Genomic DNA, 16,093 nt, shown 5'->3' on the forward strand with positions numbered 1-16,093 from the left:
GGCCCACCTATGTATCGGGGTCGTCGAGGACACGTGGAAGACGCATCAGAAAACCAGCAGATCGAGATCGATGCGTCTGATGACGGCAGAGCTCCAGGGCTGGGGACACCGCCGAAGCGCTTGCCCGCCTTGACGTCATCAGCGGCCCAGCGCGGCCACGAGCGCGTCGATGATCGGCAGGTCCGCCTCCAGCCACGCCAGCTGGCGCAGCCGATCGGGCGGGTCCAGGCTCACCCACTCCAGCCTCTGGTGGTCGGCACCGGCCCGCCCCCGGTCCCCGAGCCGGGCCGGCTCGGCCAGCCACACCCGCATCCGGAATCCGTGCATGGCCGGCCAGGCCGGGGCCTCGTCACCCGGAGCGCCACCGGGCGGGGCGGGAACCGCCAGGTCACCGGGGGCCACGAGCTCTGATCCGAGCCGCACCCGCAGGCCGATCTCCTCGTCCAGCTCGCGGGCCAGGGCCTGCCGGGGAGTCTCCGCCGGCTCGACCTTGCCCCCGGGCAGCTCGTACTGCCCCGCGTGCTCGGGCGGGTAGGAGCGGGCCGCGCACAGCAGCGTCGTCGGGTGCTCCAACCGGTCCAGTACCGCGGCCGCCACCACGAGCCGGGAGGGGCCCGCCGTATCGGATCCGCTCACCAGGGCTTCCCCCCGCTGTCCCCACCGGGTTTCTCACTGGACCCCGCACCGCCGTTGTTGCGGTCGCGCAGACGCTGGGCCCGGTCATCGGCCGGGGTCGGGGAGCTGGAGGGGGTCTCACCCGGGGAGCTCGAGGCCGACGACGACGGGTCCGAGCTGGGGGACTCCGAGGGCTCTGAGCTGGGCGTAGTCGACGGGTCCGAGCTAGGCGTCGAGCTCGGGTCGCTACTGGAGCTGGCCGAGGGGTCAGAACTGGGGGACGAGGAGGGGTCGGAGCTGGGCGTGGCCGAGGGGTCAGAGCTGGGCGTCGCCGAGGGGTCCTGCTCGGGCGGGGGCGGCACCTCGCAGGTGTCGGCGGCCTTCTTGGCGGCCTCGGTGTGCTCGGTCGCCGACGTGGTGTTGCCGCTCTCCTGTGCCTGGGCGGCCAGCGAGAGGTGCGCGACGTACAGGTTGGTGCGCACCATGCACTCCGGGGAACCGGCCTGCTTCGCCTTCGTCTGGGGGTCGCTCTTGGCCTTCGGAGCCTTGGCGAGCGCCTTGTTGAGGGTCGAGACCGCGGAGGTCGGATCCTGCGCGGCGAGCTGGCCGGTCCCCAGGTTGAAGTAGACGCGCCACTGCTCCAGCCAGGGATTGATCCGAGCCACCGTGCGGTAGCGGGACAGCGCCGTGTCGTAGTGCCCGGCGGCCACCGCACGGTTGCCGGACAGGGAGATGAGGAAGATCGACCCGAGCCACAGGGAGATGATCGTGGCCAGCACGGCGGGCACCCCGCCGATCTTGAGGAGACGACGACGTCGACGCAGGCGGGCCTCGCGCCGTCGGGGGTCCTCGGGGGCTGAGGGGTCCTGGGCTGAGGCTCCGTCAGAGGCGTCGGCCTCCTGCAGGTAGTCGAGCGTCTCATCCGCGGGAGCGCCGGCGGGTCCCGGCCCGTTGCTCCCCGGTCCGAGGCCGCCGTGACCGAGGCCCTCGCCAGGGGTGTTTCCCATCGTCATCATCTCCCCCTTCCCATGAGAAGACGCAGGCGACGGTCGGCTCGCATGAGGTCGATGATCTCCCACAGCAGCAGGCCGAAGGCGATGATTCCCAGGGGCCAGGTCAGGTAGACCCGGGCGTTGGTCTTGGTCCGCCCGTCGGAGGTGACGGCCTCGATGTCCAGGTTGGTGAACGCGCTCGTCGGGTCGTCGCCCGACCCGCCGGTGCGGTGGTAGTAGGGCAGCCCCATGTCCTTGGCCACGGTCTGGAGCTCGTTCTCGTCGATCTTCGACACGCCCGGCTGCCCGCCCTCCCCGTCGGCGATGTAGTCGGACTGGGTGTGCTCGCCGGTGGCGGCCGAGCCGTCGTAGCTGCGCATCTGCCCGCCCTCCGCGGTTCCGTAGCCCAGTACCGCGCCGCCGTCGACGAGGCCGGCCAGCGACTGCCAGGAGATGCCTGCGCTGTCGGCCGCCTGGGCGCCACGGCCGTCATCGGTGGCCTCGCCGTCGGAGAAGATGTAGACGAGGCGGATGTCCTTGGGGTCGGACTGCTGGGACTGGACCAGGGACTGGCCCAGCAGCGGCAGCGCCACCTCCAGCGAGGAGCCGGTGGCGTGGTTCGTCACCTCCTGCTTGAACGAGCCGATCCAGGAGTCGACGGCGTTGGTGTCGTGGGTCAGCGGCAGCTCTGTGGCCGCGGTGTTGTCCAGGGCGATGATGGAGAACCGGGAGTCCGGGAAGGCGTCCCGGACGGCGCGCATGTCGGAGCGCACGCCGTCGAGCCTGGTGGAGGCCGCCTGGTCGACGCCGTCAGGCCCCTTGCCCTGGTAGTCCTCGGCGGCCATGGACCCGGTGCGGTCCACCACCATGTAGATCTCCACGTTGGAGACGCTGATGGCCTCGGTGCCGCGGATCGCCGGCCCCGCCATCGCCAGCACGGTGACGACGACGATGGCCAGGCGCCGCCACCAGGCCTGGCGGGCGGCCGGTTCGGCATCGTCGCGGTTCAGCCGACGGCGGGAGACGACGAGCAGGGCCGTCAGGGCACCGGCCACGAGGAGGACGAGGATCCACCAGGTGACCGGGATGAACGCGAAGTCTCCGATGATGGGAACTGGTCTCATGCTCGCCTCCAGGTGGTCAGCCCCAGATAGCCCAGAAGCACCAGAGAGAGGGTGATGACGAGCCTCTGGGGGATGTCGGTGCGACGAGTCTGCTTGCGGCCTCCCAGTGCGCTGACCTCGGTCTTCTCCAGCTGCTTGACGATATCGCCGCCGGTCCCCGAGTCCTCGACGTCATAGAAGCGGCCCCGTCCCGGTCCCTCGGTGACGGTCTTGAGCTCCTCGCGGGAGGCCTCGGGGCTCTGGTCGAGCTCGTACTGGTGGGACTGCTCGTCGTCGGCGCCGTAGATGGAGAACAGGCGGATCTTGCGCTCGGCCAGGAGATTGACGGCGTCGGGCAGCGAGTAGATCTGCTCGTTGTCGGGGTCGATGACCTGGTTGTCGGTGGCCAGGATGATGGAGCGGGAGCGCTCCAGGCCCTGGTTGTCGAAGGCCTGCGCGCAGGAGGCGAGCCCGTCACCGGCGAGGGAGGAGCCGTTGACGCTCTGGTTCTGGGTCCCGCTGAAGGTCTCGCTGTACCTGAGGGCCTGCTTGTAGGTCGGGTTGTCCGGGTCGATGTCCAGCACGTCGCTCAGGTCGTCCATCTGCTGCCGCAGCAGCTCGTAGTCGTCCGTGAGCGGGACGATGGTCTGGGCGGCGGAGTTCCAGGCCACGAGCCCCACGCGCTCGCCGTCGAAGTCCTCCAGGATGTCGGCGAAGGTGGTCAGGACGGAGGAGTCGATCTTCACCATCGACGTCGATACGTCCAGGCACAGGACGATGTCCCGGTTGGCCAGGGCGTCGGAGCGCTCGGTGACGCGCACGGGGCGCCCAGCGATGGCCGAGGCACTCAGCAGGCACACGGCCAGCAGAACCGCCAGGAGCGCGTGCAACCGGCGCTGGAACCGGATACGGGAGCGCACCGCGGGAAGCTGGAACAGGCTCGCCGAGTTCGCCAGGCGCCGCGGGAGCCCCCCGGCGTCCTGGACCTCCTGATGCCTCCAGGGCAGTCTCAGGGGCTTGCGGGACGTGGGGTCGGACAGTCCGTTGGAGCGGCGATCGCGGACGAGGACCGCGATGACCGCCACCACGGCTAGAGCGACAAGGATGCCGAACAGCCAGGGCATCACCATCGGGTGACCACCTCCCGTGCGTGGTTCAGGGCCTCTTCGGCGGCGGACTCCGGCTCACGGTCGAAGGAGGGCTGCTCCCACACGGCGAGCAGCTCGCCGACATGACCCAGCGGATTGGTGTCGAGGGGGTGACCCGCCTCGCGCACGCTGCGCCGGCGCTCCTCCACCGAGCTCGGCCCGGCGGTGTCCGCCATGTCGAGGATCTCCGAGACCGTGGCGGTGGTGATCTCCTCACCACTGCGGGCCTCGGCGAAGCCGCGCAGCAGGGCCGCCAGCTCCAGGTGCAGATCGCGCAGGTCCAGCTCGTCGCCGTTCCAGCGCTGGGCGATCTCGGTGAGACGATCGCCCCACTGACGGCGCTCACGCGGCGCCATGGGGATGTCTCCGACCTCCCGGGAGGTGTCTCTGCGGGTCACCAGGAAGGTGCGCAGCAGCCAGGCGCTCACCAGGAGGATCCCGACGATCATCACGATGACCATCCATATCGGCATGAGGACCGGGGGCATGATCTGCACTGGTCACCGCCTCCCTCGGGCCACGGCGGCGCGCTCGCGCTGGAGGAGCTCGGCGATGGAGTCGATGAGGGTCTCCTCGGAGGAGACGACGCCGTACTCCACGTGCCGGGCCTCGAGCACCTGCTCGACGGCGGATCGCCACTGCTCACGCACCACGGCCGCCTGGGCGGCCAGGTAGGTGTCGGCGCGCAGGAAGGCCGGGATCTCGAAGGGCAGGTCGATGTCCCGCCCACGGCCGCCGTCGGGGCGCAGCGGATCGTCGTCCTCGATCTGCACGACGATCACCTCGTGCTGGATCGACAGGCGCCGCAGCCAGGTCGCGGCGTCGGGACCGGGGTGGGCGGTGTCGGTGATGAGAACCACCAGGCTGCGACGGCGGTGCCAGGTGCTCACCCGTTCCATGAGGCGCGGCAGGCTGGAGGGGGGCGCCCCGGGGGCCAGCTCGAAGACGCCGTCGGGCGCTCCTTCGACAGGCACGTCGAGGTCCTCGTAGGTGCGGGCCAGCAGGGTCAGCAGGGTCTCCACGTGCTTGGCCCCCGAGCGCGCCGGACGTGAGATCGTCCGGCCGGCGTCCCCGGCCACGAGCGCCACCGAGTCGCCCCGCATTCGAGCCAGGTAGGCGAAGACCTCGGCGACCCCGAGGGCCAGGTCGCGCTTGTCCTCCCCGGAGGGGGCCGTTGCCGCCATGGTCCGGCCGGTGTCCACGGCCAGGACCATCGACATCATGGACTCGCGCTGGTAGCGCTTGATGACCGGCTGGCCCAGACGGGCCGAGGACTTCCAGTCGATGTCGGAGATGTCGTCCCCGGGCCGGTAGAAGGACATGTCGTCGAAGTCCTGCCCGCGCCCGACGAAGACCGACTTGTGGCGCCCGTCGAGCAGCCCGGTGGCCCGTCGCAGGGTCGGCAGGCTCAGGGCCGCGCGCAGGCGCTCGATCCGCGCGCCGCGCCGCCCGCCGCCGGGGTCGGCCTCGGGTGCTCCGAGAGCGTCAGGTGCCTCCATGCTCATCGCTCAGCTGGTCCCCACCGGCTCAGGGTGTGGGGACGGCGGCGAAGATGGCGTCGATGATCGCCTCGGGGGCGACGCCGTCGGCCAGGGCGTCGTAGGTGAGCACCAGCCGGTGGCGCAGCACCCCGTGACGCAGCAGGCGGACGTCGTCGGGGATGACGTAGGTGCGCCCCTCCTGCAGGGCGACGGCCTGGGCCACCTTCATCAGCGCGATGCCGCCGCGCGGGGACGCGCCCACGCGCACCTGCCGGTCCAGACCGGGCACGGGCCGGGGCCCTCCGCAGCGGGAGGTGTTGATGAGGGCGACGATGTACTGCTTGATGACGGGGTCGACGTAGACCCGCTCGGCGGCCCGCTGGAGCCACTCGACGTCGTCAGTGGAGATGGGCCGTCCGCTCACGGGCTTGTCGAAGGCGCCGTTGGAGATCCGGTCCAGGACATCGGCCTCCTCCGAGGGCCGCGGGTAGGTGAGCACCTCCTTCATGAGGAAGCGGTCCATCTGCGCCTCCGGCAGGACGTAGGTGCCCTCCTCCTCGATGGGGTTCTGGGTGGCCAGGACCATGAAGGGGTGCGGCAGCGGGTAGACGACGCCGCCGATGGAGGTCTGACGCTCCTGCATGGCCTCGAGCATGGCCGACTGGGTCTTGGCGCTGGACCGGTTGATCTCGTCGAGCAGGACGATGTTGGCGTGAACCGGCCCCAGCTGGGTGGTCATCTCACCGGTGGAGGAGTTGAGGATCTGGGTGCCCACGATGTCGTTGGGCATGAGGTCGGGAGTGCACTGAATGCGCCGGAAGGAGCCGGAGACGGCGGAGGCCAGCGTCTGGGCTGCGGTGGTCTTGGCCAGGCCGGGCACCGACTCCAGCAGGATGTGGCCACTGGACATCAGCGAGGTGACCAGCGCGGTGCGCAGCTGCTCCTGGCCGACGACCCGCTGGGAGAAGATGTCCGCAACGGACTTCAGCAGTGCTCCGGCGCGCTCCACGTCGGCGTCCCCGGCACCCCGGCGGCTGGAGGCGGCACGGGCCTCACGGCGCAGCGTCTCACGGGAGGGCAGGGGGCCGGTGGTGGCCTTCTCCTCGGCCGGGGCCGCAGGACCGGAGGGGTAACCGGGAACCGTCGTCCTGGACGATGACGGCGCTGAGGGGGACGCGTGAGCCCCGGAGGTCTGTGGTGCCCCCGCAGGCGGGAAGGCAGGAGGCTGCTGGGGCACGGCCGAACCGCCCTGCCCCAAGGAGGACATGGTTGGCTGAGCGGTCCGCCGAGAAGCCGGCTGCCCGCTGGGCTGAGCAGCCGGTTGACCAATGGGCTGCCCTGTCGGCTGACCAGCCGACCGGCCAGTCGACTGACCGCTGCCCCAGCCGCCCGACTGACTGCCGGGTTGGGCACGGTGCTCGGGCTGCATGCTCATGGTTCTCCTTGCTCGGTTCTGATGGGATTCCGCGCTCTGCGTGCTGACGCATGGATAGGCAACGCATTGGCAGGCTATACGAGGCAGCGCCTGCTGGGGCGTCCAAGGAGGGCAGTCCTCCCCACAGGACTGGCGCAGTCATACCTTTCGCTGCAATGACGTCACTTCAGAGAAAATGTGAGACGAATCGTGATCGGGCCGGCAGCCCCCGACCTCACAGCTGGCCGAGGTTCACCTGGTTTCCGGCCAGGCTCATCCGGATCCCGTCGTCGGTGACGATCGCGCTGGTCGGGTGCAGCCCCTGAGGCAGGGACTCGGCCGGAATCGTGATCTCCGGGGAGTCCAGCCCGACATAGCTGAGCAGGCTGTCGTCCCCGGTGCCGACGTCGACCCCGGCCTGCTCCCCTCCCATGCGGGTGGAGGTGACGGTCAGGACCAGGTTGCCGTCGGCCCCCACCGACGGAACGATCTCCGCGTCCCCGCTCATGCCGAGCAGGGACGCAGAGGCCTGGATGGCTCCAGGATCCTCAGCGCTGGTCCCGGTCCGCTTGGCCTTGAGCGTCATGCCCTGCATCTTCGGATGAGACCGGGCGGCGAGCGCGGCCACCTGCCGCCAGCTGATCGTTCCCGACGCTGTCACCGTATCGGTCGGGTAGGGCGAACGCAGGCTGATACGGCTGAGGTCGACGTCGACGTCGCTGAGCGTGACCGTGCCCCCGCCCTCTCCCCTGGAGGTGATCTCCAGGCTGTCGGAGTCCACCGTCAGGCTGTCCAGCGAGCCGCCGACGAGCTGGCGCAGAACGATCCCCTTGGTGGCGATTTTCGCGTCCGAGCTGAGCCCGGGCAGGGCGGAACGCACCGCGGCATCGACCTGTCCGCGTACGAGGTACTCCGCCCCGACGGCCCCGGCCGTCACGACGACGACGAGCACCAGGAGCATCACCACCCAGCGCCGCCCCCGGCGACGCGAGGGACGGCGTCGGCCGCCTTCCGCGGAATCGCCCTCCTCGACGTCGCCCTCCAGGACCTCCTCGAAGAACGACTCCCGGGACATGCTCGCCTCAGTCACGGTCCCCGACGGCCTCTCGGGCAGATCGGCGTCACCCCGGTCACGCACCACGCCTCGCGCCACGTCATCTCCTCGGCGCCGCGGACGAGCTCTGGGCGACTGGAGCGGTGGTCACCGAGCGCTCGGCCGTCTGGTCGGCCGCCGCCTGGTTGGCGGCCTGCTCCTCATCCAGCATGTAGAGGTCCTCGGCCGTGACCATGAGGGTGGACACGGCGTGCTCCACCAGGGCGGTGCGCCGGTTGGAGGCCGCTCCCGCGACGCGGCCGCCACGCAGCCCGCGTACCCCCACCCGGTCGAGCTTCTCGCAGACATTGTCGAGCTTGCGGTTGAACTTGGTCAGCGGCCATCCCAGGCGCGACGCGGCCGCCGCGGAGGAGGGGATCTCGGCGGCACCCGTACCGGCCCGCTTGAGTACCGGCTCGGACAGCGCCAGGACGAGCAGCAGCTGGGAGCGGGTCATCGGGGTCACCCCGATGGTGGTCTGCCCCGAGGACTGGCGCACGCCGTCGATCCCGGAGAAGTGGTCCTCCCCGGAGGTGACGAGGTTGATCTCGTAGGTGGTGGGTCCGGCGGAGAAGGTGAGGATGACCCGGGGGAAGACCAGGGGGATCCGGGCTCCGGGGGCCAGGCGGGACTGGACCAGCCCCTCGCCGTCGGTCAGCGTGGCCGACAGCCGGCTCCCCTCGTTGGCGATCCACCAGAGCTTCTCGGAGAAGGCGAAGACCAGGAAGCGGCGGTGGAGGTAGGGGTTGTCGTCGATGTCCAGGTCGCCGCCTCGGCCGATGACGAAGGTGTCGGTGGAAGCGACCCGGTAGATCTCGCCGGAGAAGTCCAGGACGAGCTCGTCGGGCTGCTCGGGATTGACCTCCGGCATCTCCGTCCAGGTCAGGTCACTCATTAGTTCTCCTTCCACAGTTCCAGTCTCGTTCCGGAGCGGTCAGCAACGGAGCGACGGGGCCGCAGTAGCAAGCACCGAGCCGCCTGGTGCTGTCTGATGTTGTCTGACGTTGCGACGAGGTGGTGCCGACGCCTGTGACAAGTCTTGCCGAGAACCCGGTTCCGCACCGGCGAAGCATCATCGGCAGAATATGACCTCACCCACTTCGGGGCCGCAGCCATGCCGGCGGATCAATACGAAGCGTCACGCCGTCGCCGATATCCATCAGGTCCCCCATGAAGACCGGCGTCAGTATCCCCGAGCCCAGCAGGACGGGCGTCGCACCGGGGCGCGCCAGCACCGTGCCGTTGGAGGAGCCGAGGTCCTGAACCAGGATGCTCCACCCCGAGGTGGTGAGCATGAGGTGGGAGCGCGAGACCATGTGCTGCGGGCTGGGCACCGCCACCAGGGCCACGATGTGCGGATCACCCCCGCGCTGCAGCTGGGGAGCCCGTCCCACGACGACGTCACCGGCGACCTCGACGGCGGCCCCCGTCGACAGGGTCAGCGTGGCCAGCGCCGGTCGGCGCACGTAGGAGAACACGCCCGCCAGGGGCTGGGAGCAGGTCAGGCAGTCCCGGATCTCGGGCGGGTTGGCGTGCCCCTGGGGGCAGATCGACGCCCGTACCGGCGGCGCCGCGATGAGAGCGGCCTCGGAGGCGGAGACGACCTCGGTGTTGGGCAGCGCCTCCAAGGGCTGGGGGGCCCGGACCGGCTGGGGCTGCTTGCTCTTGGAGTTGTCCGGCGCGGTGGGGGTGTCGGCCGTCGGCCGGCTTCCCGAGCTCGCCGAGGGTGCCGACGGGGCCCGGTGGGCACCTCGAGGTCGACGCCCCGATCCGGGCTCGGGCTCGGGGTAGTCCGGGAACGTGTCGATGCCATCAGTGTCGGTGTCGGAGTCGTCGGCCCCAGTGTCCTCCCGGCCCTCGCCCACGGGCTCAGGGGAGTCGTCGGGGTCCTCCCAGACGCCCGTCTCCGGTATCTCGGGAGAGGACTCGGCCAGGCTCGGCGCCGCGGACTCCGAGGCGGGCTCCGAGACGGGCTCGGCGACAGGGGCCGACTCGTCCTCCTCCTGGCTCGGTCCTCCGCTCGCCTCCGTGCTGCGCCCGCCGATGAGATCCGCAGTACCCGCGACGGACACGACGCCGGCAGCACTGCCAGCACTGTCAGCACTGCCGACGCTATTGCCGACGCTGTCGGCGTTGCCGGCGCCATCAGCACCGGCAGTGTCGGCGGCGTCCTCAGTGCCCGGGAGCGTCAGGGAGGCGTCCCGATCATGCGGCAGCTCCGTCACCAGGGCGACCGGCCTGAGCAGCGTGGTCTCGTCGCCGGGCTCCCCCGGGACGACCTCGGCGGCGTCGAAGGCCTCCTCGGCCGCGACGGGTCGCAGCCCGGGTCGCCGGGCCGTCGTCGATGCCGTTGTCAGAGCCTCGCCCGCCGCCGTGGCCGGCGCGGTCGGCGCCGTCGGCCCCACCCTGGGCAGGTGGGTACCGCCCAGGGCCTCAAGGACCCGCAGTCCCGCCTCGACGGAGACGGTACGCGAGGCGGCCACGGCGGCCGGGCCGATCACGGCCACGCCGTCAACGCCGTCGGCCCGCAGAGAGCCGTCCGAGAGCCGCGTCAGCCCCTCGGGCAGCGGAACGCGCTCGCCTGGCAGAGGTGATGCGGTCACTGCGCCTCCTGGGTCGAGGTGCCGCCGAGGACGGACGCCGGGGCGGAGGCCGGGACCTCGATGGAGTCCACGACGACGGCCGTGGTGTTGTCGTGACCGCCCCCCTCCAAGGAGGCCGCCACCAGGAGCTCGGCCGTGCGCTGCGCCGTGTAGCCGGCGGCCAGCACGGTGGCGATGGCCTCGTCGTCGAGCTCGTCGCTCAGGCCGTCGGAGCAGATGAGCAGCCGATCTCCGGCGGCGACCGGGACGCTGTAGAGATCGGGGACCGCGGAGTCGGCGATGCCCCCTCCCAGCGCGCGGGTGACGACATTGCGGCGAGGGTCGCGCCGCGCCTGCTCGGGGGTGATCTCCCCGGTCTCGACCAGGATCTGGACCCGGGAGTGGTCCCGGGTGACCTGGGAGAGCATGTCGTCGCGCAGCAGGTAGACCCGGGCGTCCCCGATGTTGAAGATGATCCAGGTCGGCCGGGTGACCCCCTGCTCGTCCTCCATCCAGGCCAGGACGACGCCGGCGATCGTGGCGCCGGGCAGGTAGGCGGCGTGGGACGGGATGGAGACGATCGCCTCCTGGGCGGCCATCACCGCACGGACGACCGTCTCCACGTCGGTAACGCTCGTCCCGGCCAGTGAGTAGAGGGAGTCGAGGGCGACCTGCGTGGCCATCCGGCCGGCGGCGTGCCCGCCCATGCCGTCGACGACGACGAAGGCCGGGGCGATGGCGAGGTAGCCGTCCTCGTTGATCGTGCGCAGGCGCCCCACGTCAGTGGCCGCGCCGACAACGACCTCGGAGGGCCCGGCGCCGTCTGCGCCGCGGATCACGAGGGCCTCGGCGTCAGCACGAACGTGCTCGGTCATCGTCTCCCTTTCACCTGCGTTGCTTGCACTCCCCTAGTAAACCCCAGCACCCGTTCCGGAACCACCGCACCACGGCAGAGATTTCACCATACGGGAGCCTGAACCGCGCCGAAGGCGAACAGCGGCGTCGTCCCCGCCCTGCTCCCGGCCCCTCGTCCTGCACCGCTTGTCACGGGTTGTCACGGTCGGCCGTGACCCGTCAGGCAGTCAGCACCGCAGGCTCCTCAGGTAGTCTTTCTGCGCGGCCGGTTCTCCGGCCCATGCGCCACCAGCGCGGTACCGCGTTCCCTGACTCGGCACCGCAGGTGGTCCCGACACCCTATCCACGACGGAGCCAGGTGCCGGTCACAACCTGGACCGACGCAATTTTCCCGACCCTCGAAGGACCCAGCATGTCTCAGGCCAAGGACGAGCTTGTCGCACGCGCGCAAGATCCCAACGCAGAGCTGGAGACCCTCCACCAGCTGGCACAGAACTACCCCGGCCTGCGCCCCTACATCGCCGCCAACCCGCGGACCTATCCCGCCCTCCTGGAATGGCTGGGCACCCTGGGCGACCCCGCGGTCGACGCCGCCCTGGCCTCCCGCAGCGGGCAGAACCAGTCGGCCCAGTCACCTCAGGGCGAGCCCCACCTGGCGGTCGTCTCACCCCCCGGCGCCCAGCCGGCGTCGCCGTCGGCCAGGTCCTCGGAGGCTCCGACTCAGGTGACCCTGCCCCGCTCGCTCCAGCCCGGCAGCGCCTCCTCCGGCGTCTCAGGGGCCTCCGGAACCTCTGCGATCTCCGCAACCAGCTCGAGGAGCGCCGCGAGCGCGTCCAGCGCCTTCAGCGCGGCCGGCGCCAACACCCAGGTCGACCGCTTCCGGGCCTCCGGCGACCCGACCGTCTCCGACCCCACCTTCCACCCCACCCAGGCCATTCCCTCCCAGTCACCGGCCAGACCGGTCCAGCCTGCCCTGCAGCAGACCTTCCAGCAGTCGGCGAACGTCTCCCAGGCGCAGAGCCCGGTCATTCCCTCCGCCGCGCAGGCCTCCGCCACGACCGAGAGCAGCGCCGGCGTCTTCGGTGTCGGCACCGAGGACGACGACTCCTCAGCCCCCTCCTCCTTCCTGACGTCCAACCGCATCCTGCTGATCCTGGGCGTCATGGTGATCATCATCCTGGTTTTCCTGGCGTCCTGGTACCTCTCCGGAGGTGACGGCAACAGCTCGGCGACCGGATCGGACACCCAGGCCACGACCCAGAGCAGTCAGGGGGCCGGTGCCGCCCCGAGTGCCGCGTCGTCGGCCTCCCCCAAGGCCTCGGCCACCGCGAGCACCTCGGCGACGCCCACCCTCAAGGCGCCCGCTCCCAACGGGGCTCAGGAGATGTCCGCCTTCAACGCACCCAGCGGCAACATCACCTGCACGCTGGGTGACAACGAGGTGACCTGCACCATCAACGAGCACGCGGCGACCTCCGCCTGCCCCGCCTCACGGCCTCTGACGGTCAAGATCGGCACCAACGGGCAGTCCACCCAGTCCTGCGGATCGACCTTCACCCCCAGCGGCAGCAGCCTCAACTACAACTACTCGGCCAAGAACTCCAGCTTCGCCTGCACCTCGACCGAGAACGGCATGCAGTGCTGGAGCCAGGTCAGCGGTGAGGGCTTCACCCTCAGTCGCGAGGGGGTCGAGTCCACCACCCACGGCCGCTGAGCGGTCTCGTCCGGGCCGGTCCCTTGACCGGTCCGGGCCGGTCCGGCCGCCAGCAGGCACCCACGCTCTCCCGGCAGCTCCTGACATGTCCTGACATGGCCACCTCCTACAACACGATCCTCTCTCGCCCCGGCGCGCGCTCCTTCACGACCGCCGGTCTCATCGCCCGGTTCCCCATGTCGATGGTGGGGATCTCGACGATCCTCGCCGTCGAGGAGCTCTACGGCTCCTACACGGCCGCCGGTCTGGTCAGCGCCGCGAACTTCGTGGCGATGGCGGTCGGGGCCCCGGTCCTGGCCCGGTGCGTCGACCGCTACGGCCAGTCGCGCGTCATGATGCCGGCGATCGTGGTGTCGTCGGTGAGTCTGGCGGGGCTGGTCGCCGCCGCCTCCGCGCGCATGCACCTGGGGGTTCTGGCGGTGCTGGCCGCCCTGGCGGGTGGGCTGGCCGGCTCGATGGGCTCGCTGGTGCGGGCACGCTGGACGGCGATGCTCACTCGTCCCGAGGACGTCCACGCGGCCTTCTCCCTGGAGGCGGCCCTGGACGAGGTGGCCTTCATCCTCGGGCCGGTGCTGGCCACCGCCCTGTGCACGACGCCGTTCCTCCCGGTGACCTCGGGATGGGTGGCCTGCCTGGCGATGCAGCTGCTCGGCGGGCTGTGGTTCCTCAGCCAGCGCGCCACCGAGCCCGTCCCGCATCCTCACCGGCCGCAGCGCCGGGCCGGGGCCACCGAGAGCACCGGGACCGCCAAAGTCACCAGAGCCGCCAAGGCCACTGGGACCTCTGAGGACGCCGGGTACCGGGCCGACGGAGCGGCTCATGACTCCGCGCGGCACCGTCCGGTTCTGCGCTACGGGGCCGTCGTGGCCGCCGTCGTCGTCTTCCTGCTCGCCGGGGCCATGTTCGGGGCCAACGACGTGGCCGCGGTCGCCTTCGCCACCGAGGCCGGACACAAGTCGGCCTCCGGCCTGGTGCTGGCGGTCTGGGGCGTGGGGTCCTTCGCCGCCGCCCTCCTCTACGGCTCGCGCACGTGGGGGTGGCCGTTGTGGAAGCAGCTCATGGCCGGGCTCGTGGCGCTGGCCGTGGGCACGTCGACCTTCTCACTGGCGCCGAACCTCGTGGTGCTGTCGGTTCTGGCCCTGGTGACGGGGCTGGCCATCGCCCCCACGCTGACCAGCGGCAACAACATCGTGCAGGTGACGGTGGCCCCGTCCCAGCTCACCGAGGGGCTGGCCTGGGTGAGTACCGCGCTCAATGTGGGGGTCTCGGTCGGGTCGCTGCTGGCGGGGCAGGCCGCGGACGCCGGCGGCTCACGGGCAGGGTACCTGGCGGTTGCCGGCTTCGCCTGGGTCGCCGTCGTGGCCGGGATCGTAGGACTTCCCGCCCTCAGGCGAGCGAGGACCGCTCGCCCCCTGGCCGCCCACTGACGAGACGATCGGCTCTCAATTCCCGGCAGGCTCTGCGCCTCTTCTACACTCAGCGCGATGTCCATCGCAGGGAATTCACCGAACGAGGCCCAATCCGCACGGTCCGGCTCCGAGACCGAGGACCGTCAGGACCGTGACCACCGCGCGCCGGCAACCCGGCTCGCGCCTCTGGTTGCCGCTGCGCGCGCACCGGTCGTGGCCGTCCTGGGGTGGCTCGTGCTGCTGGTGCCCGCCTACTGGTCCCTGGTGGACGACAACGGCCAGTGGCTCTTCAAGCTCGACTCGTTCGTCTACTACGAGGCGGTTCGCCAGTGGCACGAGGGTGGAGACCTCTACTCCTGGTACGCCAACCCGCCCCAGCACCTGTGGCCCTTCACCTACACGCCGCTGGCGGCCTGGGTCATCACGCCGCTGACCTGGATGTCGTACCAGTCGGCCACCGTGCTGCTGATGGCGGCCACCCCGCTGTGCGCCGCCGTGACGGCGTACGCGGTGCTCAGGCAGCTGGGGGTCAGGATCCGCACGGCGCACGGCCTGGCGCCGTGGCTCGCGCTGATCGGGGTGATCGCGCTCGAGCCCTTCCCCAAGACCATGGAGTACGCGCAGGTCAACGCCATCCTCATGGCCCTGGTCGCCGTCGACCTGCTCGTGGTGCCCACCCGATCGCGGTGGCGCGGCGTGCTCAGCGGCCTGGCCGCGGCGATCAAGCTGACGCCGGCGGTGGCGATCCTGGTGCTTCTGGCGCGACGCGAGTGGCGGGCCGCCGCCACGATGGCCGGCAGCGCCGTCGGGCTGACGGCCCTGGCCGGGCTGGCGGCTCCCGCCGAGACGTGGGAGTTCTTCACGTCGGCCATGTGGGACCCGGGGCGCGCCGGCTTCGCCGACTACTCCGGCAACCAGAACCTCAAGGGCGCGATCGCGCGGGCGCTGCCGGAGTCGGCCTGGAACCCGACCTGGGCGGTGTGCTCGCTGCTGACGGTGGTCGCCGCGTGGTTCCTGTGCCGCCGGCTGGACCGGCTGCGGGGCGGCACCAAGGACGGCGTCGCCGGCACCGCGGACTCCGCTGGCGCTACAGAGGCCGGCCTGGTCCTGACCCTTCAGGTCAGCGTGGTCATGGTGCTGGGGCTGCTCATCTCCCCCATCTCCTGGTCGCACCACTGGGTATGGTGCCTGCCGGCCCTCATGTCGGTGGCGGCGGCGACCTGGCGCTGGCGCTCCACCGCGCTCGGGGTCGCCGGGGTCGCCGGGGCCCTCGTCTTCGTCCTGGCGATGCAGTGGTGGTTCCCCGAGCAGAATCACGTCGAGCAGAACTGGCCCGCCTGGGCCAAGGTCGTCGGCTCGAGCTACACCTGGTGGGCCCTGGGCTGCGGAGCCACCCTGTGGTGGGCGTCGGGCCGGCGCCTGGCGGCCTTGAGCGGTCGCGTCAGTGGATGACTCAGGGATGACTCAGCGGATGACTTACTGGATGAGGGCGCTGCGATGACATGAGGGGCGAGGGCGGTCGCCCCGCGGTGCCCCGTGGGCACTGCACGAGCCCGGGGGTCCACTGGCCGGGACGCGGGGATACTCCACAAGGTCCAGGGCCTCGTGCAGTGCGCCCAACCCCTGGCCAGTAGGTCCCGAGGCTCGTGGAGTAGCCCGCCCGCGGCGAAATCCGAGGCACCCCGCT

At 71.0% G+C, this 16,093-nt stretch carries 14 protein-coding genes; 3 read left to right on the forward strand and 11 right to left on the reverse strand.

Annotated elements, in window-relative coordinates:
• Positions 1 to 138: 138 nt before the first annotated feature.
• From EL340_RS09365 to EL340_RS09415, 11 genes are all read right to left on the reverse strand, one after another.
• A complete protein-coding gene (locus tag EL340_RS09365; RefSeq protein ID WP_126414364.1) occupies positions 139 to 636 on the reverse strand; it encodes an NUDIX domain-containing protein in 498 nt (165 codons plus the stop codon).
• Positions 633 to 1,631, reverse strand: coding sequence for a hypothetical protein (locus tag EL340_RS09370; protein WP_126414365.1), 999 nt, complete (start codon positions 1,629 to 1,631; stop codon positions 633 to 635). The genes EL340_RS09365 and EL340_RS09370 overlap by 4 nt, the downstream gene beginning before the upstream one ends.
• Positions 1,628 to 2,731 carry a VWA domain-containing protein gene (locus tag EL340_RS09375; protein WP_126414366.1) on the reverse strand — a complete coding sequence of 368 codons (1,104 nt, stop codon included), beginning with the start codon at positions 2,729 to 2,731 and terminating at the stop codon, positions 1,628 to 1,630. The genes EL340_RS09370 and EL340_RS09375 overlap by 4 nt, the downstream gene beginning before the upstream one ends.
• Entirely contained in the window at positions 2,728 to 3,840 is a 1,113-nt protein-coding gene (locus tag EL340_RS09380; protein ID WP_126414367.1) for a VWA domain-containing protein, read from the reverse strand. The genes EL340_RS09375 and EL340_RS09380 overlap by 4 nt, the downstream gene beginning before the upstream one ends.
• Positions 3,834 to 4,355 (reverse strand): alpha-amylase, encoded by a 522-nt coding sequence (locus EL340_RS09385; RefSeq protein ID WP_126414368.1) that lies wholly within the window; start codon positions 4,353 to 4,355, stop codon positions 3,834 to 3,836. The genes EL340_RS09380 and EL340_RS09385 overlap by 7 nt, the downstream gene beginning before the upstream one ends.
• 3 nt (positions 4,356 to 4,358) lie before the next feature.
• Positions 4,359 to 5,363 (reverse strand): DUF58 domain-containing protein, encoded by a 1,005-nt coding sequence (locus EL340_RS09390; RefSeq protein ID WP_126414369.1) that lies wholly within the window; start codon positions 5,361 to 5,363, stop codon positions 4,359 to 4,361.
• Between the two features lie 22 nt (positions 5,364 to 5,385).
• A complete protein-coding gene (locus EL340_RS09395) occupies positions 5,386 to 6,774 on the reverse strand; it encodes an AAA family ATPase (RefSeq protein WP_126414370.1) in 1,389 nt (462 codons plus the stop codon).
• Positions 6,775 to 6,988: 214 nt separating this feature from the next.
• Positions 6,989 to 7,906, reverse strand: a complete 918-nt coding sequence (locus tag EL340_RS09400; RefSeq protein ID WP_408608544.1) for an LmeA family phospholipid-binding protein — start codon at positions 7,904 to 7,906, stop codon at positions 6,989 to 6,991.
• Position 7,907: 1 nt separating this feature from the next.
• The gene (locus EL340_RS09405; protein ID WP_126414371.1) at positions 7,908 to 8,741 is read right to left on the reverse strand and encodes an FHA domain-containing protein; all 834 of its coding nucleotides are present in this window, start codon (positions 8,739 to 8,741) and stop codon (positions 7,908 to 7,910) included.
• A 196-nt stretch (positions 8,742 to 8,937) separates the two neighbouring features.
• Positions 8,938 to 10,449, reverse strand: a complete 1,512-nt coding sequence (locus EL340_RS09410; protein WP_126414372.1) for an FHA domain-containing protein — start codon at positions 10,447 to 10,449, stop codon at positions 8,938 to 8,940.
• Positions 10,446 to 11,303 carry a PP2C family protein-serine/threonine phosphatase gene (locus tag EL340_RS09415; protein ID WP_126414373.1) on the reverse strand — a complete coding sequence of 286 codons (858 nt, stop codon included), beginning with the start codon at positions 11,301 to 11,303 and terminating at the stop codon, positions 10,446 to 10,448. The genes EL340_RS09410 and EL340_RS09415 overlap by 4 nt, the downstream gene beginning before the upstream one ends.
• Before the next feature lie 392 nt (positions 11,304 to 11,695).
• On the opposite strand from EL340_RS09415, the gene EL340_RS09420 reads away from it, so the two are divergent.
• The 3 genes from EL340_RS09420 (at position 11,696) to EL340_RS09430 (ending at position 15,858) form a co-directional block, all read left to right on the forward strand.
• Entirely contained in the window at positions 11,696 to 12,997 is a 1,302-nt protein-coding gene (locus tag EL340_RS09420; RefSeq protein ID WP_126414374.1) for a variant leucine-rich repeat-containing protein, read from the forward strand.
• Positions 12,998 to 13,092: 95 nt separating this feature from the next.
• Positions 13,093 to 14,424: an MFS transporter gene (locus EL340_RS09425; protein ID WP_126414375.1), complete on the forward strand. Its 1,332-nt coding sequence runs from the start codon at positions 13,093 to 13,095 to the stop codon at positions 14,422 to 14,424.
• Between the two features lie 57 nt (positions 14,425 to 14,481).
• On the forward strand, positions 14,482 to 15,858 hold the full coding sequence (locus EL340_RS09430; RefSeq protein ID WP_126414376.1) for a glycosyltransferase 87 family protein: 1,377 nt from the start codon (positions 14,482 to 14,484) through the stop codon (positions 15,856 to 15,858).
• Positions 15,859 to 16,093: the final 235 nt, after the last annotated feature.

Source organism: Actinomyces viscosus, from assembly GCF_900637975.1.
Taxonomy (GTDB): domain Bacteria; phylum Actinomycetota; class Actinomycetes; order Actinomycetales; family Actinomycetaceae; genus Actinomyces; species Actinomyces viscosus.